This window comes from Thauera sp. (assembly GCF_035444905.1).
In the GTDB taxonomy this organism is placed as follows: domain Bacteria; phylum Pseudomonadota; class Gammaproteobacteria; order Burkholderiales; family Rhodocyclaceae; genus Thauera.
This window is the reverse complement of the sequence record NZ_DAOMPS010000009.1, coordinates 63694-81340: the sequence shown is the minus strand read 5'-3', so window position 1 is coordinate 81340 and position 17647 is coordinate 63694. Positions and strand designations below refer to the sequence as shown.

Sequence of the window (17647 nt, the reverse complement as noted above, 5' to 3'; positions counted from 1 at the left end):
GCGCTCAGCTTGCGAGACGCAGCCCAGTGCGTATCGGGTCCCGCTGCAGATCGCGGTGGATCGTCAGCATCACCGGGCGGGCCGGTGGTGGGCCGCGGCGCTTGAGGATGTCGATGCGCAACTGCTCGCCAGCGGGGCTGAGCGCCAGCCGCAGCGGGGAGGGCGAGGCCTGTCCGCCTGCCGAGCGCGGGCGAAACAGGAACACCGGTGTCGCACTGTCTTCGGCTGCCAGTTGCAGCCGGCGCAGTGCGGCGTTGTCGAGCTTCTGCATCCAGGCCAGCACCGCGCTGCAACTGCCGGACGCGGCGGCCTGGCGCGCGGCCCACAGTGCGTCTTCGCTACGCCTGGGCTGGATCAGCAGCAGCCGCGACAGCGGCACGCCGGCGCGCAGCAGCGCAGGGGGGTAGGGCAGCAGCGGTGGCGCGACCCAGGCGATCCAGCGTTCGGCAGGGGTACGGCCGAGCAGCGGCAGCAACAGCGACAGCTCGCCTGCACCGGGCCGCTCGAGCAGGAGTTCGATCAGCGCCCCGGAGGGCCAGCCGCCACCCGGCAGTTCGCGGTCGAGCGCGGCGAAACCGCTCGGGCGCGCTTCGCTTTGGCTGTGTGCGATGCGGTTCGCCTGCCAGACGCTGCCCGTGGGCAGGGTCGCCAGGATTGCCCCCGGACCCGACGCCGAGCTTGCGGGCCAGGCTTCATCCAGGGCGTGGCGCGCAGGGAAGGCCATGTTGACAGCTACGAGCGTGCAGGCGGCGGCGTTCGGCTCAGTGATCCTTGCGGATCAACCCGACCATGATGCCCTCGATGACCAGCGCTGCGTTGCGGGTATCGACCACGATGGGGGCGTATTCGGGATTGGCCGGCAGCAGTTCGACCAGCGCGCCCTTGCGTTGCAGAGTCTTGACGGTGACCTCGTCCTCCACGCGGGCGACGACGATCTGGCCGTTGCGTGCCTCGCCGCTGCGATGCACGGCGATGAGGTCGCCATCGAGGATGCCGGCGTCACGCATGCTCATGCCGCGCACGCGCAGCAGGTAGTCGGCCTTGGGCGAGAACAGCGCGGGGTCGAGTTGATAGCGGGCCTCGACATGTTCGGCGGCGAGGATGGGGCTGCCGGCCGCGACGCGACCGACCAGCGGCAGGCCGAGAGCCTCGGCCAGGCGGATGCCGCGCGCGCGACCCTCCTCGAGCAGGATGGCACCCTTGGCCGCCAGCGCGCGCAGATGGGTCTCGGCGGCATTGGGCGAGCGGAAGCCGAAAGCGGTGCACACTTCGGCGCGGGTCGGCGGGCGGCCTTCGGACTCGAGGGTGGCGCGAATGAAATCGAGGATTTCCTGCTGGCGCGCGGTGAGGGTTTCGTTTCGGGCGGTCATCACAGCCTCCATGGGGTGGCTGTAATTTTAAACAGTTATCCGCCGAGGGCAAGTCGAACGCACTGGCGCAGACGCCTCAGGGCACGAGTACGGCCGCACCCTGCAGGGCGCCGCTGCGCAGCCGCGCGAGCGCGGTGTTGGCCTGCTCCAGCGCAAACCGCGTGATCTCGGTGCGGACCGGAACGCGTGGTGCGAGGGCGAGAAACTCGTCGCCATCGCGGCGGGTGAGGTTGGCCACCGACACGATGCGACGCTCGCCCCACAGGATGTCGTAGGGGAAGGAGGGAATGTCGCTCATGTGTATGCCGGCGCAGACGACGGTGCCGCCCTTGGCCAGGGTGCGCAGCGCGGCGGGCACCAGCTCGCCGGCGGGCGCGAAGATCAGCGCCGCATCCAGCGCATGCGGCGGCCGCTCTGCGCCGCTGCCGACCCAGCTCGCGCCGAGCTGGCGGGCGAAGGCCTGGCTTTCGCTGTCGCCAGCACGGGTGAAGGCATGGACTTCGCGGCCCTGCCAGTGCGCCACCTGGGCGATGATGTGGGCGGCGGCGCCAAAGCCATACAGCCCGATCCGCCGCGCCTCGCCCGCCATCGTCAGCGCGCGGTAGCCGATGAGCCCGGCGCACAGCAGCGGGGCCGCCGCTGCGGCATCGAGCGCGTCGGCGAGTGCAAAGCAGTAGCGTGCGTCGGCGACGGTGTATTCCGCATAGCCGCCCTGGATCTGGTAGCCGGTGAAGCGCGCCTCGTCACACAGGTTCTCGCGCGCGCCGGTGCAGTAGGCGCAGTGGCCACAGGTCCATCCCAGCCAGGGCACGCCCATGCGCTGACCGCGGGCGATGCCGGTGATGCCCTCGCCGACCGCCACCACCCGGCCGACGATCTCATGCCCAGGAATCATCGGCAGCACGGGCTCGGGCAGTTCGCCGTCGATCAGGTGCAGATCGGTGCGGCACACGCCACAGGCCTCGACCTGCAGCAGCACCTGTCCGGCGTCGGGTCGAGGAACTGGCAGCGCCTGCAGGCGCAGGGGCTCACCGGGGCGCTCGAGCACCATGGCGCGCATGGTGGCGGGCAGCGGGCGGGGTGCGGCAGCAGCGTGCGGCATGAGGAATGACCTCCGTCTGATGGGGTCGGCGAGGCGGCAATGATGCGCTGCATCTTGAGCCCGGCCCCGATCTGGGCTATTGCTTCACCATGGTGTCGGCTGGCGGCACCCTGACGCGTGACAACAGCACGACACCAAGCACGGAGGAAAACCCAGTGCTCGACCATACCCAAGTCCGACCCGGTGCCGGTAGTGTTAGTCGAATGTCTCGGCTAGAATCCACCCCACATCAGGGAGACCACATGCTTCAGAGCGGAGACATTGCCCCCGCATTCTCGCTGCCGGATGCCGACATGGAGATTTTCGACCTGGCATCCCTGGTCGGCAAGCACAATGTGGTGCTCTATTTCTACCCTCGCGACAACACGCCGGGATGCACCCTCCAGGCCGCCGATTTCAGCGACCACGAGGATGAGTTCGCCCGCTACGACTGCATCGTGCTTGGCGTGAGTCCTGACGACTGTCTGACCCACGCCGAATTCCGCGACAAGGAGGGGCTGTCCATCCGCCTGCTGTCGGACTCGGACACCGAGGCCTGCCGACTCTACAAGGTCTGGCAGGAGCGGGAAGTCGACGGTGTGAAGAAGATGGGTGTGCGGCGGTCGACCTTCATCATCGACAAGCAGGGCAGGATCCGCCACGCACTCTACGATGTGACGCCTCGTGGCCATGCCGCCACGGTTTTTGAACTCGTCAAGAAACTGGAATCGCACAATGCAAAATGAAATTATCAAGAACAGCGTGGTGACGCTGCAATACACCGTGCGCGACCCGGAAGGGGCCGTCATCGACGACGGTCAGCACCCGCTGGTGTATCTGCATGGTGGTTACGACGGCATCTTCCCCCTGCTGGAAGAGGCCCTGCACGGCAAGAAGGTCGGTGATCAGCTTCAGGTCAAGCTGCAGCCCGAAGACGCCTTCGGGGATTACGACGAGGACCTGATCCTGGTCGAGGACGCCAAGCTGTTCCCCGACAACATCGAGGTGGGCATGAGCTTCGAGCGCGTGTCCGACGACGGCGAGGAAGACCTGGTCTACCGCATCACCGACATCGCCGATGGCAAGGTCGTGGTCGACGGCAACCATCCGCTCGCCGGCGTGGCGCTGGTGTTCGATGTCACGATCGCCGAGGTGCGCCCGGCCACGGCCGAGGAAGTCACCCACGGTCACGTGCATGGACCGGGTGGCCACCACCACTAAGCATCACTTCGGGGGCCGCGCTTGCGGCCCCTTTCACATGCGTCGGCCCCCGCTCGCCGGAGCGGGGGCCGAGTTCACTCTGCCCTGATTCTCGATACGCGTGACCGTTTCCATGTCCACTTCCAGCCCGCCCGATACGGCAGCCCCCCTGCTGCAGGTGTCCGACCTGCGCGTGGTGATCGAGCGTGCAGGCGACGACATTCGGCCAGTCGACGGGGTGGGCTTCAGCATCCGCGCGGGCGAGACCTTTGCGTTGCTCGGCGAGTCCGGCTGCGGCAAGTCGATGACTGCGCTGGCGCTGACGCGCATGCTGCCGGACGGCGGCTACATCGTGGGTGGGCGTGTCCGGCTGAGCGGGGAGGATGTGCTGGCGCTGCCCGAGTCCGCCATGCGCGCGATCCGCGGCGGGCGTATCGGCATGATCTTCCAGGAGCCGTCGACGAGTCTCAACCCGGTGATGAGCATCGGCGCGCAGATCACCGAGGCGCTGGCGCAGCACGGCCTGCACGGGGCCGGCGCGGCGGCCGAGGCCTGCCGCCTCCTCGAGGCGGTCGGCATTCCTGACCCGGAGCGGCGCTTGCACGACTTTCCGTTCCAGTTCTCGGGCGGCATGAAGCAGCGGGTCATGATCGCCATGGCGCTTGCCGGCCAGCCGCAGTTGCTGATCGCCGACGAACCGACCACTGCCCTCGACGTGACGATCCAGGCCCAGGTGCTGGAGTTGCTGGCGAATATCCAGCGCGAACGCGGCATGGGCATGCTGCTGATCACCCATGACCTTGGCGTGGTTGCACGCATGGCCCATGGCGTCGGCGTGATGTACGCCGGCGAGCTGGTTGAGACGGGGCCGCGCGACGCATTCTTCGCCGCGCCGCTGCATCCCTATTCGCGCAAGCTGTTCGCGGCCTTGCCTGCTGTGGAACGCCGTGGCGCGCCCCTCGACGCGCCCGAGGGCAGTGTGCCCGGCCTTGATCGGGCGTTTCACGGTTGCCGCTTTGCCGAGCGCTGCCAGATGGCTTTCGACCGCTGCGACGAGGAGGCGCCGGGCTGGCATCGGCTCGGCGAGCAGGCGGTGCGTTGCCACCTTTACGAAGGGGTCAGCGTCCCCCGTGCGCTCGACCTGCAGCAAGCCGTGGCGGCGGTTGCGCATCGTCAGCGAGCGACACAGCCGGTGCTGGAGGTGCGCGAGCTTGCGGTGCATTTCCCGGTGCGCAAGGGCTTGCTCAAGCGCAAGGTAGCTGAGCTCAAGGCAGTCGATGGGGTCAGCCTGAACCTGATGGCCGGGCGCACCCTGGCCTTGGTCGGCGAATCCGGCTGTGGCAAGACCACCGTGGGCAAGGCCATCCTGCGCCTGATCGAGCCCACCAGTGGCGAGCTCTTTCTCGACGGCGAGAACGTCAGCGCCTTGCCGCCCGAGGCGCTGCAGCCCATGCGGCGGGCGGTGCAGATGGTGTTCCAGGACCCCTTCGCCTCGCTCAATCCGCGCATGCGGGTGGGCGAGATCATCGAGGAGGGGATGATCGCGCTCGGCGTCGAGCCCGACGCGCAGCAACGGCGCCTGCGGGTGGACGAACTGCTGGCCCGTGTCGGCCTGCCGGCCGAGATGCGCTGGCGCTATCCGCATGAATTCTCGGGCGGGCAGCGCCAGCGCATCGCGGTGGCGCGTGCGTTGGCCGTGATGCCGCGCGTGATCATCTGCGACGAGCCGACGAGTGCGCTCGACGTCTCGGTACAGGCCCAACTGCTCAACCTGATGCGCGAACTGCAGCGCGAGCATGGGCTCGCCTACCTTTTCATCACCCACAACCTGGCCGTGGTGGAATACCTCGCCGACGAGGTGGCGGTGATGTATCTGGGCCGTATCGTCGAGCAGGGGCCGGTGGAGCGTGTACTGAGCGCGCCCTTCCACCCCTACACGCGCAGCCTGATGGCGGCCGTACCCCGCATCGGGGGCGACACCGACGGTGTCATGCCCGCCGCGGCGGCGGGCGCGGCGACCGATCTGCCGTCGCCGCTCAACCCGCCCAGTGGCTGTCATTTCCATCCGCGTTGCGCCCACGCCACCGACGTGTGCCGGCTCAGCTACCCGTCGGTGACCGAGTTTGGTCGGGGTCATCGGGTGCGCTGCCACTGGCCGCGCCTGCAGCCCTGATCAGCGCGAGCGGTTGTTGTTCCGGCGCTCACCGCTGCCAGCGCCGCGCGGCGCCGGCTTGGGCGACTTGAGCTGGGGCTGGCCGCGGCCTGCACCCGCCGGGGCAAGGCGCAGGCCCTGCTGGCTGGGGGCCGCTGCGGAGAAGGGTAGCAGGGCGCTGACCTCGAGCGCACCGTCGGGGTCGACCCCGTCCGGCACCAGCAGCGCATGGCCTGCACCCGGGTTGCTGCCCGGTGCGAGCCCGTTGAGCCGACGCAGTTGCGCCGTGCTCAGGCCGTGGCGGCCGGCCACTGCATCGAGCGACTCGCCGCCGGCCAAGACGTGCATGCGCCAGCCTTTGCCGCTGAGCGCGAGCTCGGCCAGACCTTCCTCGAGCTGTTCGGCGCGGTCGGTGGGCACGATGAAGGTCTGCCCCGGCGTCGTGATCGCGGGCCGGTTGAAGCCCGGGTTGAGCGCCAGGAATTCGTCCAGCGGCATGTCCGACAGGCGCGCGGCGGTGGCGAGGTCGACGCCGACGGGGGCGTCGACAGTGACGAAATGCAGCTCGTTGGCGACGTAGGGCAGCTCGAAGTGAAACAGCTCGGGCTCGGCGACGATGTTCTTGATGGCCTGCAGCTTGGGGACGTAGTTGCGCGTCTCGTCGGGCATGCGCAGGTGCATGTATTCCTGTGGCAGGCCTTCCTCGGCGTTGCGCCGCAGGGCGCGCTGCACCGAACCCTCGCCCCAGTTGTAGGAGGCCAGCGCGAGGTGCCAGTCGCCATGCATGTCGTAGATGCGCTGCAGGTAGTCGAGCGCGGCGTTGGTGGAGGCGATCACGTCGCGGCGTTCGTCCACCCAGGTGTCCTGGGTCAGGTTGTAGTGCTTGCCGGTCGACGGGATGAACTGCCACAGCCCGGAGGCGTGGGCGCGTGAGTAGGCCATCGGGTTGTAGCTGCTCTCGACCATGGGCAGCAGTGCGATCTCGGTCGGCATGCCGCGGCGTTCGAGCTCATCGACGATGTAGTACAGGTAGCGTCCGCCGCGGGCGAAGACCTGCTTCAGGAAGCCCGGCCGGTTGAGGTAGAAGGCCTGCTGATCCATCACCCGCTCGCTGTCCAGGTCGGGCATGCTGAAGCCGCGCCGGATGCGGTCCCAGATGTCGTTGGCGTCGCGCGTGAGGTCGAGCGTCAGCACGCGCTCGACGACGATCTCCTCTTCGAGTGCGGGTGTGGGCTCGCCGGCAATCAGTCGCTCGCTCGCGATTGCGCTTGGCTGCGCGGGCTCGCCGGCGGGCGGCAGGGCCCCTTCGGACTGCGCGCGCAGCTCCGGCGCAACGAGGACGAGTGTCGCGCAGGCGATGGCAAGGGCGAGGCGGGAGGGGCGCAGGTGCGTACCGTGGGGCGAGGTGGGCATTGGGGGGCGCTTCAGAAGCGGTCCTTCCATGCCCGCAGCGCGGCAAGACAGGCGAGTGCATCGGTGGGCCGCTCGCCGCTGTGGCCGGCGACGGCGTCGATCACGCCCGGGCGGTCGGCGCGCAGGAAGGGGTTGATCGCACGCTCGCGCCCGATGGTGCTCGGCAGGGTCGGCTCACCGCGTTCGCGACGCGCGATGCAGTCAAGGGCATAGGCGTCGCGCTCGGGGTTGTCTGGCTCTGCGGCCCGCGCGAACGCAAGGTTGGACAGGGTGTACTCGTGCGTGCAGTAGACGCGGGTGTCGGCGGGCAGGGCGGCGAGCTTGGCGAGCGCGCTCGCCAGTTGGGCGGGCGTGCCCTCGAACAGGCGGCCGCAGCCGGCCGAGAACAAGGTGTCGCCGCAGAACACGACACCAGGCTCCAGGTCGATGCCGACGAAGGCGATGTGGCCGGCGGTGTGGGCGGGGACGTCCATCACCCTGAAGGTCACGGCAGGTTCGGCGAGGCGAACCTCGTCGCCTTCGCGCAGGTGCTTGCTGACGCCCTCGATGGTTTCCGCTGCGGGGCCGAACACCGGAACGGCCCAGCGCGCCAGCAGCCGCGCGAGACCGCCGACATGATCGGCGTGCCAGTGCGTCACGAGGATGGCCTTCAGGCTGAGGCCCAGCCGCTCCAGTGCTTCTTCGACCGGGGCGGCGTCGCCCGGATCGACCACCAGCGCATGGTGTCCGTCGTGCAGCAGCCAGATGTAGTTATCGCGAAAGGCGGGAAGAGGGATAATGTCCATCCCGCGAATTGTGAGGACCTGAGAGCCGATGTCAATCCTCGATCTCAAGGACTGGCTGCAAACCCCGCAGGGGCAGTACCTGCTCGAGTGGGAGCAGGACGGGCTGGACCGGATGGTGGCGGATGTCTTCGGCTACAACGCAGTGCAGGTCGGCTTGCCGGGTCTCGACCTGCTGCGCGCCAACCGCATGCCGTACCGGGTGGTGTGCGGGCGGGCGGCCGACAGTGGCGTGGTGGCAGACGAGTTCGAGCTGCCCTTCGCCTCGGCCAGCATCGACCTGGTGCTGTTGCCGCATGTGCTTGAGTTTTCAGAGCATCCGCATCGCGTGTTGCGCGAGGTTGAGCGTGTGCTGGTGCCCGAGGGCAGCGTGGTCATCAGCGGCTTCAATCCGCTCAGCCTGTGGGGCCTGCGCCGGCTGCTGACGCGCCGCAAGGACGCGGCGCCGCCCTGGCGCGGGCAGTATCGCGCCGTGATGCGGATCCGCGACTGGCTGACGCTGCTTGGCTTCGAGATCCAGGGCAACGGCTTCGGCTGCTATGCGCCCCCGGCGAGCAGCCTGAAGTGGCTGCAGCGCTGGCAGTTCATGGATCGAGCCGGCAGGCGATGGTGGCCGGTGCTTGGCGCGGTCTACCTCTTGCACGGGGTGAAGCGGGTGCATGGCATGCGCCTCATCACCCCTCACTGGCGCAGCCGCAAGGCGGCGTCGAAACGACTATCGCCGGTCGCCCAGCGCGACGGCGGATCAAGGAAAGCGCAGTAAATGGAAGAAGTGGTCGATATCTACACCGACGGCGCCTGCAGCGGCAACCCGGGACCGGGTGGCTGGGGCGCGATCCTGCGCGCGGGTGCGCACGAGAAGGAGATCTGGGGCGGAGAGCCGGCAACGACCAACAACCGCATGGAGCTGCTCGCGGTCATCCGCGCGCTGGAGGCCTTGAAGCGACCCGTGGCCGCCCGCGTGCACACCGACAGCCAGTATGTGCAGAAGGGCATTTCGGAGTGGATTCACGGCTGGAAGGCGCGCGGCTGGAAGACGGCCGCCAAGGCCCCGGTCAAGAATGCCGACCTGTGGCGTGCGCTTGACGAGGCCGCGGCGCGCCATCAGGTGAAGTGGCTGTGGGTGCGCGGGCATGCCGGACATCCGGAGAACGAGCGCGCCGACGAACTCGCGCGGCGCGGGGTGGACGCGGTGCGCAAGGCCGGCGCGGCGGTGCAGGGCTGAGCCAGCAACAGATGTGAAGGGCGGGCGACGGAGCGAACTGTGCAACGCGCCTCGTTACGCGTTTGAACCGGCGGGCCGCGGTAAACTCTGGCCCCGGAAGCGAAGGAGCGGCCGACGGCCGACAGGAAGACCGATGCGACAAATTGTGCTCGATACCGAGACGACTGGACTGGACTGGCGCAATGGCGACCGGGTGATCGAGATCGGCTGCGTGGAGCTGCTCAACCGCAGTCTCACCGGCCGCCACTTTCATGTGTACATCAACCCCGAGCGGGGAATCGATGCCGAAGCCGTTGCGGTGCATGGCATCACCGAGGAGTTTCTTGCCGACAAGCCACGGTTCGCCGAAATTGCGGTCGGGTTCGAGGACTTCGTGCGCGATGCCGAGCTCGTGATCCATAACGCCAGCTTCGACGTCGGCTTCCTCGACAACGAACTGCAGCTGCTGGGCCGTGAGCGGCTGGCGAGCCTATGCTCGGGGGTGATCGACACCCTCAAGCTCGCGAAGGAGCAGAACCCCGGCAAGAAGGCCTCGCTCGACGCCCTGTGCGATCGCTACGAGATCGACAACGCGCGTCGCGAACTGCATGGTGCGCTGCTCGATGCCGAGCTGCTGGCGGACGTGTATCTGGCCATGACGCGCGGACAGGAAAGCCTGATGATCGGCCTCGAAGAGGAAACCGTGCCGCGCGAGGCGGATGCCGCAGGCGCGCTCGAGCGGCGCGCGACCCTCAGGATCCTGCGCCCGAGTGCGGCCGAACTCGAGGCGCATGAGTCCGTGCTGGGCGACATCGCCAAGGCGAACAAGGGGCTGTGCCTGTGGTTGCCGCCGCCAGCGGTGGAGGGCGCGCCGGCCTAAGCGGCCGGCAGGGCTGCGTCAGTGACCGTCGCGGCGCAGCTTTTCCAGGCCTTTGAGGATATCCACCCGCGAGATCTGACCGATCAGGCGCGAGCCCTCGACCACGGGCAGGCAGCGATAGTGGTCACCGATGAACATCTCGATCGCGTCGATCAGACTGGCGTCGCCCGAGATCGAGGTCACGTCCGTGCTCATGAACTCCTGCACGCTGCCCGCCTCGCGCCGGAAATAGGAGGCATCGAGCGCCGCCTTCAGGCAGTCCTTCTCGGACAGGAAGCCGATCAGGCGATTGTTTTCGTCCACCACCGGCGCGCCGCTGAGCCGATGCTCCAACAAGGTATGCACCGCCCTCAGCAGGTCGGTCTGGGCGGTGAAGGCGAGGTGATCGCCGATCATGTAATCCTTGACGAGCAGGGAACTGAGCATGGTGTCTCCCGAGGGTCAGTGTTGTTGTTCGGCCTTGGCGGCCTCCATGCGGGCCTGACGCTTCGAGCACGGCTTCTTGCAGCCGAACTCGCAGTCCAGGCCGATTGCGCCGATGCCGCCGCAGCTGCCGGCGATCGGCTTGCGACCAAACATGACGCCGATGGCCATCGCGGCGATGACGATGCCGACGATGATCAGGGTGATCAGAAAGGTACTCATTTAGATTCTGCCTCATTCAAACGAGCCGTGTGCAGGCTCTCGCGACGGGTGGACAATACCGCGGACCGGCTTGTTCTGGCCATGGCTGCAGATGCATCGAACCGGGTCGGGCGCGCTGGTCGCAGCATCACAGCCTGAGCACGCCACCGGGCAGGCTGCCCGACTGCTCGAGGCGTGCCACCGTGGGGCCGAGGTCCAGTCCCGTCGCGGCCTTCAGCCAGCGGGCGCGCTCGCGCAGCTCGGACACGCTGCGTTCGATGGCTTCTCCTGCGGCGCCAAATGCGACGACGTTGCCGCTGTCGCAGGACGGAAAGGCGATCGCCCTGTCGTCGTAGGCGCGGACGATCCGTTCCAGACTGGCCTTGTAGCCACGCGAGCGGCCGAAAAGATTGACCGCCATCAGACCACGGTCCGACAGCCGGCTGCGCACCGCCTGATGAAAGGGCAGGGTGTCGAGCGGGCCGGCGCGCGCCCGGCTGTCATAGCCGTCGATCAGGATGTAGTCCCAGGTTTCGTCACGCTCAAGCACGAATTGGGCGCCGCAGCCGATATGGACTGAAAAGCGTGCGTCCTCGACCGGCAGCTTGAAGAACTGCCGTGCGGCCGCCACCACGGCAGGAGCGATCTCGACCACGCGGATGCGACTCTGCGGCAGGCTGTGATGGACGTATCTTGCCAGCGAGGCGGCGCCCAGACCGATGATCAGGACCTTGCGCGGCCAGTGGCCGCCGTCCTCGGCGAGGCCGTCGCGCAGCAACAGCCCGGCCATCATCTCGCGCGTGTAGGCAAGCTCGAGGGCGTTGGGCTTGCGGATGCGCATCGCGCCCTGGATCCAGTCCGAGCCGAAGTGCAGGTAACGGACGCCGGCGGCTTCCGAGATGTCGATGGAGGGGTTCATGCGACGGCGTGCGGGGGATCAGTGGGGGCGGGGCGTTGCGCTTGACGTGCTCATGCGCCGGCGAGGCGTTTGAGGGCGTAGAGGCGTTCGAGCGCCTCGCGCGGACTCAGTGCATCGGGGTCGAGGTCGGCCAGTGCGCTGAGCACGGGATGGGACAAGGCCTCGTCCTGCGCGGGCTCGGGCAGCGAGGCGAACAGATCCGCCTGCGGGCCGGCATCGATCTCGCGGTTTTCCAGCGCACGCAGGCGGCGCTTGGCGTCGCGGATGACGCCGGCCGGGATGCCGGCGAGTGCGGCGACCTCGATGCCGTAGCTCTGGCTCGCAGGGCCCTCTTCCAGGGCATGCAGGAAGACGATGCGATGACCGTGCTCGACCGCATCCAGATGCACGTTGGCGCACTCCGGGTAGTCGGCATTGAGGCGAGTGAGCTCGAAGTAGTGGGTGGCGAATAGCGTCAGGCTGCGGTTCCTTTCCAGCAACTGACGCGCGATGGCGAAGGCGAGGGCGAGACCGTCGAAGGTCGAGGTGCCGCGGCCGATCTCGTCCATCAGCACCAGGCTGTGTTCGGTGGCGCCGTGCAGGATGGCGGCGGCCTCGGTCATCTCGACCATGAAGGTTGAGCGCCCGGAGGCGAGATCGTCGGAGGCGCCGATGCGGGTGAAGATCGCATCCAGCGGCCCCAGCGTGGCGCTGTCGGCGGGCACGAAGCTGCCGACGTGGGCAAGCAGGCAGATCAGCGCCACCTGGCGCATGAAGGTCGATTTGCCGCCCATGTTGGGCCCGGTGATCATCAGCATGCGGCGCGTCGCGCCCAGCCTGGCGTCGTTGCGGATGAAGTTGTCGACCTGGCGCTCGACCACCGGATGACGGCCGCCGCCGATGTGCAGCCCGGGCGTGTCGGTGAAGCGCGGCTGCACATAGCCGTAGCGTAGGGCGGCATCGGCGAAGGCGGCGAGGGCGTCGAGGGTCGCCAGCGCACGGGCAATGCGCTGCAGGCTCGGGATGTGCTCGGCAAGCGTGTCGAGAATGCCGTCGTAGAGGCGCTTCTCGCGTGCCAATGCACGCTCCTGCGCCGACAGCGCCTTGTCCTCGAAGGCCTTCAGCTCGGGGGTGATGTAGCGCTCGGCGTTCTTCAGCGTCTGCCTGCGGCGATAGTCGTCGGGCACCTTGTCGGCATTGGCACGGCTGACCTCGATGTAGAAGCCATGCACCCGGTTGAATTCCACCTTGAGGCCGGCGATGCCGCTGCGCTCGCGCTCGCGCGCCTCGAGGGCGAGCAGGAACTCGCCGCAGTTGCTCTGGATGTCGCGCAGTTCGTCGAGCTCGACGTCGTAGCCGGGGGCGATCACGCCGCCGTCGCGCACCATCGCGGCCGGTTCGGCGGCGATGGCCCGCTGCAGGAGTTCGAGCGGCGCAGGTGCGATGTGGAGCGCGGCACGCAGTTCGCCGAGCAGGCTGGCGTGGCAGCCGTGCAGCGCGGCGTCGAGTTCGGGCAGGCGGGCGAGACTGTCGCGCAGCGCCGAGAGATCGCGCGGACGCGCGCTGCGCAGGGCGATGCGGGCGGTGATGCGCTCGACATCGGCCACGCCGCGCAGCGTGCTGCGCACCGCGACGGCGAGCCGCCCGTCGCGGCTATCGATGCCGTAGTCCGTGCTCTCGCCGACCAGCTCGGCGACCGCGGCCTGGCGCGCAGCGGGCACGGCGCGCGCGCGCAGCGGGTGGTGCAGGGCGTGGCGCAGCCAGCGCGAACCCATGCTGGTGGTGCAGCTGTCGAGCAGCGACAGCAGGGTCGGCGCCGGCTCGCCGCGCAGGGTTTCGGTGAGCTCGAGATTGCGCCGGGTGGCGGCATCGAGCCGCAGGTATTCGGACTCGCGCTCGACGCTCAGCCCGGTGACGTGGGCGAGGGTCTGGCGCTGTGTGGCCTGGGCGTAGTCGTACAGCGCGGCGGCGGCGGCGAGTGCCACCGGCAGGTCCTCGACGCCGAAGCCGGCGAGGTCACGCGTGCCGAAGTGGGCGGTGAGCAGGCGGGTACCGGTGTCGGTATCGAACTGCCAGTCGGCCAGCTTGCGCAGCGCCGGCGCGAGGCTCTCCAGCAGAGGCAATGCAAGCCCGTCCGGAATCAGTACTTCGGCCGGTCGCAGGCGTTCGAACTGGGCCTGCAAGGCCTCCGAGGGGCACTGCATGAGGCGGAGGTCGCCATTCGCAAGATTGAGCCAGGCCAGGCCGAGCACCCCGCGGTGCAGGCTGGCGGCGAGCAGCAGCGCGTCGCGGCGGTCATCGAGCAGGGCGGCGTCGGTCAGCGTGCCGGGTGTCACGATGCGGCTCACCGCGCGCTCCATCGGCCCCTTTGTTGCGCCCGGCTCGCCCACCTGCTCGGCGATCACCACCGACTCGCCCAGCTTGACCAGGCGCGCAAGGTATTGCTCGACCGCGTGAAAGGGCACGCCCGCCATCCGGATCGGTCTGCCGCCCGACTGCCCGCGCGTGGTGAGGGTGATGTCGAGCAGGCGGGCGGCCTTCTCGGCGTCCTCGAAGAACAGCTCGTAGAAGTCGCCCATGCGGTAGAAGAGCAGGGTGTGCGGATGCTGCGCCTTGAGCCTGAGGTACTGCTGCATCATCGGCGTGTGGGCAGCGATCTCGGCCTCCTCCATGCTGGAGGCAGGCGCCGCGGTGCGAAGGGCCGAGTTCGTGTCGTGGGAAGAGCGGAATGCCAACCGAAACCTCTCGCGTGCTTTGTTGTCGTCAGTGGGAGCGTGATTGTCGATGGACCCGTGGCCGCCCTGGCCGCCACGAAGGTGAGGAAAACCGCCAGTGAGCCCTGCCGAATCGGATACGCGCAGCATCGGCCGCAAACTCGGCCTGCTTGCCTCGCTCGCCTTTCTCGGGCTGGGGTGGGTGAGTTTCGATTCGGTGCTCGAACACCGCGACAACCCCAATCGCAACCTGGTGGTGGCGCCTGGCGCAACCGAGCTGGTGCTCAAGCGTAACCGCTTCGGTCATTACGTCGCGCCCGGGCAGATCAACGGCCAGCCGGTGAGCTTCCTGCTCGACACCGGTGCCACCCAGGTGTCGGTGCCCGCCCATCTGGGGCCGGTACTGGGGCTCCAGCCCGGTGCCGCCGGCTCGGTGCTGACCGCCAATGGCAGCGTTACGGTGCGCCAGACGCGCATCGAGGCGCTCACGCTGGGCCCGTTCGAGGTGCGCAACGTGAGCGCTCACCTCAACCCCGGCATGCGCAGTGACGAGGTTCTGCTCGGCATGTCGGTGCTGCGTTACCTCGAGTTCACCCAGCGCGGAGACACGCTGAGCCTGCGCATCCCCGGCTCCTGATGGATTCAGGCCTGCATGCCCGCCGGCCGATAGGCCTGGATGATGGGCAGCATCTGGCCGAAGATCTTCGGCGAGCCGGCGACGACGTTGCCGGTGGTCAGGAAGTTGCCTTCGCCCGACAGGTCCGACACGAGGCCACCCGCTTCCTGGATCAGCAGCACGCCGGCCGCCATGTCCCACGGCGACAGGCCCATCTCCCAGAAGCCGTCGAGGCGGCCGGCGGCGACGTAGGCGAGGTCCAGCGCCGCGGCGCCCGGGCGACGGATGCCGGCGGTCTTTTGCGTCAGCTCCTTGAACATCGCCAGATAGGCGTCAATCTGGTCGAACTTGCGGAACGGGAAGCCGGTGCCGATCAGCGCCTCGTTGAGGCGGGTGCGGCGCGATACGCGGATGCGGCGGTCGTTGAGGAAGGCGCCGCTGCCGCGCGAGGCGGTGAACAGCTCGTTGGTGTTCGGGTCGTAGACCACCGCGTGCTCGAGTACGCCGTTCTTGGTCTGCGCGATGGACACCGCGTATTGCGGGAAGCCGTGGATGAAGTTGGTCGTGCCGTCGAGCGGGTCGATGATCCAGTTGAACTCGCTGTCGGGGCCGGACTCGCCGGACTCCTCTGCTAGAATCCCGTGCCCCGGGAAGGCGTCGCGCAGCACATCGATGATGGCCTGCTCGGCAGCGCGATCCACCTCGGTGACGAAATCGTTGGGCGACTTCGACTGCACGGTGAGCAGGTCGAGCTGGGTCGAGGCGCGGTTGATGACGGTCGCGGCGCGACGTGCGGCCTTGACGGCGATGTTCAGGGTGGGATGCATGCGAAGCGGTCTCGGATAAAGAAGCGGGGCCTGCGATGCCGCGTGGCGGCGCGCTTGGATCGCCGTCGAACGCAGATTCCGGGCAGGCAACCCGGCAGAATTCGGAAAGCGTGGAATTTTAATATGAATCGCCCCCTTGCGCTCGATCGCATCCGCGTCGTGCTGTCGCGCACCAGCCATCCCGGCAATATCGGCGCCGCCGCGCGCGCCATGAAGACCATGGGCCTGCGCGAGCTGTGGCTGGTGGCGCCCGAGTCCTTTCCCGATGAGATCGCGACCGCGCGTGCCTCGGGTGCGCTCGACCTGCTCGAATCGGCACGCGTGGTGCCCAGCTTGCAGGACGCGCTCGCCGACACGGTGTTCTCCGCCGCGCTCACCGCGCGCCGGCGCGAACTGTCGCTGCCCCGCCTGCCAGCGCGCGAGGCGGCGCTCGAACTCGTCGCGCGCTGTGCCGAAGGCAGGGTGGCGCTGGTGTTCGGCAACGAGACCAGCGGCCTCACCAATGAAGAGGTGGGGCTATGCAGCATGCCGGTGACGATCCCCACCGACCCCGAGTTCTCCTCCCTCAATCTGGGCGCGGCGGTGCAGGTGCTGGCCTACGAGATCCGCATGGCGGCGCTCGGCGCTGCGGTGAGCGTGGCGGACGACGCGCAGGGCGAGCCCGCCACCCACGCCGACTTCGAAGGCTTCATGGCCCATCTCGAGCATGTGGTCACCGCCAGCGGCTTTCACGATCCGGCCAATCCGAAGCGCCTGCTGCCGCGCATGCGGCGGCTGTTCAACCGTGTGCGGCTCGAGCGCGAGGAGGTGGCCATCCTGCGCGGCATGTTGACGACCTTCGAGCGCCCCAAGCGTCGCGGTTGAGCTCGTGCGCAGCGCGTAATCGCCGCTTGATCAGCCGTCGGCTTTGAGTTTGCGGCATTAAGTCGATTAAAATTGTCGGGAATTGAGCGGTGCGCCGCGCGCGATGGTTTTTCCTCCAGGCGCGGGGATGCGGCGTGTGTCTGCTCGATCGCGCGGGCGCATCAGCATGAAGCGGGCCCTCGCCACGCCTTGCCCTCGAGACCTCCTTTTTCACCTTTGCCTTCCGGAGCCCAGTACAAAATGTTCAGCCGTCTGCGTGAAGATCTGGCCAGCGTGCGCGAGCGCGACCCTGCAGCCCGTTCCACGTTGGAGGTGCTGACCTGTTATCCGGGCATCCACGCGCTGATGTTCCATCGGCTGGCACACGGCGCATGGAGGCGGGGCTGGCACTGGCTGGGGCGCTTCATCAGCCACATCAGCCGTTTTCTCACCGGGATCGAGATTCACCCGGGTGCCGTGGTAGGGCGGCGCGTGTTCATCGACCACGGCATGGGCGTGGTGATCGGCGAGACGGCCGAGATTGGCGACGATTGCACCATCTATCAGGCGGTGACCCTGGGCGGAACCTCGCTCTACCGGGGTGCCAAGCGCCATCCGACGCTCGGACGTGGCGTAGTGGTCGGCGCGGGAGCGAAGGTGCTCGGTGGCTTCACGGTCGGTGACGGCGCCAAGATCGGCTCCAACGCCGTCGTGGTGAAGCCGGTGCCGGCGGGTGCGACCGCCGTGGGCAACCCCGCCCGCATCGTTGACCCCGACCGCGATGCCGCACGAGAGCAGAAGGCCGAGCAGATCGGCTTCAGCGCCTATGGCGTGACGCGCGACATGGATGACCCGGTGGCCAAGGCCCTGCATGGCCTGCTCGACCATTCCGTGGAGACGGACCGGCGCCTACAGGCGATCATCGCGCGCCTGGAGGCCGCTGGCGTCAAGCTCGATGAGGCGGTTGACCCGAGCGACGATTTCGATGCCAACCGGCTGTCGAAAATGGTCGATTGACGGCGATCTGCCGCGTCCGTGGTGCC

The 17647-nt window shown here is 68.2% G+C and carries 19 protein-coding genes; 9 read left to right on the top strand and 10 right to left on the bottom strand.

Translation table 11 applies throughout. The features are described 5' to 3' along the window. Window positions 1-4 precede the first annotated feature (4 nt). The 3 genes from imuA to PLC66_RS06420 form a co-directional block, all read right to left on the bottom strand. Window positions 5-724, bottom strand: a complete 720-nt coding sequence (gene imuA / locus PLC66_RS06430) for a translesion DNA synthesis-associated protein ImuA (protein ID WP_324538545.1) — start codon at window positions 722-724, stop codon at window positions 5-7. A gap of 37 nt (window positions 725-761) precedes the next feature. Further along, entirely contained in the window at window positions 762-1370 is a 609-nt protein-coding gene (lexA, locus tag PLC66_RS06425; RefSeq protein WP_324538543.1) for a transcriptional repressor LexA, read from the bottom strand. A 76-nt stretch (window positions 1371-1446) separates the two neighbouring features. Then, window positions 1447-2472, bottom strand: coding sequence for a zinc-dependent alcohol dehydrogenase family protein (locus tag PLC66_RS06420; protein WP_324538541.1), 1026 nt, complete (start codon window positions 2470-2472; stop codon window positions 1447-1449). Window positions 2473-2714: 242 nt separating this feature from the next. Between PLC66_RS06420 and PLC66_RS06415 the strand changes: the two genes are divergently transcribed. From PLC66_RS06415 to PLC66_RS06405, 3 genes are all read left to right on the top strand, one after another. Continuing rightward, the gene (locus PLC66_RS06415) at window positions 2715-3197 is read left to right on the top strand and encodes a peroxiredoxin (protein WP_324538539.1); all 483 of its coding nucleotides are present in this window, start codon (window positions 2715-2717) and stop codon (window positions 3195-3197) included. Continuing rightward, complete coding sequence (locus tag PLC66_RS06410; protein WP_324538537.1) at window positions 3187-3672, top strand: FKBP-type peptidyl-prolyl cis-trans isomerase; 486 nt, start codon at window positions 3187-3189, stop codon at window positions 3670-3672. The genes PLC66_RS06415 and PLC66_RS06410 overlap by 11 nt, the downstream gene beginning before the upstream one ends. 112 nt (window positions 3673-3784) lie before the next feature. After that, window positions 3785-5824 carry an ABC transporter ATP-binding protein gene (locus tag PLC66_RS06405; RefSeq protein WP_324538535.1) on the top strand — a complete coding sequence of 680 codons (2040 nt, stop codon included), beginning with the start codon at window positions 3785-3787 and terminating at the stop codon, window positions 5822-5824. On the opposite strand, the gene PLC66_RS06400 is transcribed toward PLC66_RS06405, so the two are convergent. Next, window positions 5825-7216, bottom strand: coding sequence for a transglycosylase SLT domain-containing protein (locus PLC66_RS06400; RefSeq protein WP_324538533.1), 1392 nt, complete (start codon window positions 7214-7216; stop codon window positions 5825-5827). Window positions 7217-7227: 11 nt separating this feature from the next. Next, the gene (gene gloB / locus PLC66_RS06395) at window positions 7228-8001 is read right to left on the bottom strand and encodes a hydroxyacylglutathione hydrolase (RefSeq protein ID WP_324538531.1); all 774 of its coding nucleotides are present in this window, start codon (window positions 7999-8001) and stop codon (window positions 7228-7230) included. Window positions 8002-8029: 28 nt separating this feature from the next. On the opposite strand from gloB, the gene PLC66_RS06390 reads away from it, so the two are divergent. The 3 genes from PLC66_RS06390 (at window position 8030) to dnaQ (ending at window position 10082) form a co-directional block, all read left to right on the top strand. After that, on the top strand, window positions 8030-8761 hold the full coding sequence (locus tag PLC66_RS06390) for a class I SAM-dependent methyltransferase (RefSeq protein WP_324538529.1): 732 nt from the start codon (window positions 8030-8032) through the stop codon (window positions 8759-8761). After that, entirely contained in the window at window positions 8762-9223 is a 462-nt protein-coding gene (gene rnhA, locus PLC66_RS06385; protein WP_324538527.1) for a ribonuclease HI, read from the top strand. A 133-nt stretch (window positions 9224-9356) separates the two neighbouring features. Then, window positions 9357-10082 (top strand): DNA polymerase III subunit epsilon, encoded by a 726-nt coding sequence (gene dnaQ, locus PLC66_RS06380; protein ID WP_324538525.1) that lies wholly within the window; start codon window positions 9357-9359, stop codon window positions 10080-10082. Between the two features lie 18 nt (window positions 10083-10100). Here dnaQ and PLC66_RS06375 read toward each other — a convergent pair whose 3' ends face one another. The 4 genes from PLC66_RS06375 to mutS all read right to left on the bottom strand — a co-directional run bounded on the left by PLC66_RS06375 (window position 10101) and on the right by mutS (window position 14240). Beyond that, complete coding sequence (locus PLC66_RS06375) at window positions 10101-10508, bottom strand: CBS domain-containing protein (RefSeq protein WP_324538523.1); 408 nt, start codon at window positions 10506-10508, stop codon at window positions 10101-10103. A 15-nt stretch (window positions 10509-10523) separates the two neighbouring features. Next, window positions 10524-10727, bottom strand: a complete 204-nt coding sequence (gene nqrM, locus PLC66_RS06370) for a (Na+)-NQR maturation NqrM (RefSeq protein ID WP_324538521.1) — start codon at window positions 10725-10727, stop codon at window positions 10524-10526. A gap of 127 nt (window positions 10728-10854) precedes the next feature. After that, the gene (locus PLC66_RS06365; RefSeq protein WP_324538519.1) at window positions 10855-11625 is read right to left on the bottom strand and encodes a spermine/spermidine synthase domain-containing protein; all 771 of its coding nucleotides are present in this window, start codon (window positions 11623-11625) and stop codon (window positions 10855-10857) included. A 50-nt stretch (window positions 11626-11675) separates the two neighbouring features. Then, window positions 11676-14240 (bottom strand): DNA mismatch repair protein MutS, encoded by a 2565-nt coding sequence (gene mutS, locus PLC66_RS06360; RefSeq protein ID WP_503012182.1) that lies wholly within the window; start codon window positions 14238-14240, stop codon window positions 11676-11678. Window positions 14241-14436: 196 nt separating this feature from the next. On the opposite strand from mutS, the gene PLC66_RS06355 reads away from it, so the two are divergent. Next, on the top strand, window positions 14437-14955 hold the full coding sequence (locus PLC66_RS06355) for a retropepsin-like aspartic protease family protein (RefSeq protein ID WP_324538517.1): 519 nt from the start codon (window positions 14437-14439) through the stop codon (window positions 14953-14955). A 5-nt stretch (window positions 14956-14960) separates the two neighbouring features. On the opposite strand, the gene PLC66_RS06350 is transcribed toward PLC66_RS06355, so the two are convergent. Beyond that, window positions 14961-15761: an inositol monophosphatase family protein gene (locus PLC66_RS06350; protein ID WP_324538515.1), complete on the bottom strand. Its 801-nt coding sequence runs from the start codon at window positions 15759-15761 to the stop codon at window positions 14961-14963. Between the two features lie 123 nt (window positions 15762-15884). Here PLC66_RS06350 and PLC66_RS06345 point away from each other — a divergent pair, with 123 nt between their 5' ends. Further along, window positions 15885-16625 carry an RNA methyltransferase gene (locus tag PLC66_RS06345; protein WP_324538513.1) on the top strand — a complete coding sequence of 247 codons (741 nt, stop codon included), beginning with the start codon at window positions 15885-15887 and terminating at the stop codon, window positions 16623-16625. Window positions 16626-16865: 240 nt separating this feature from the next. Further along, window positions 16866-17621: a serine O-acetyltransferase gene (gene cysE, locus PLC66_RS06340; RefSeq protein WP_324538511.1), complete on the top strand. Its 756-nt coding sequence runs from the start codon at window positions 16866-16868 to the stop codon at window positions 17619-17621. Window positions 17622-17647 lie beyond the last annotated feature (26 nt).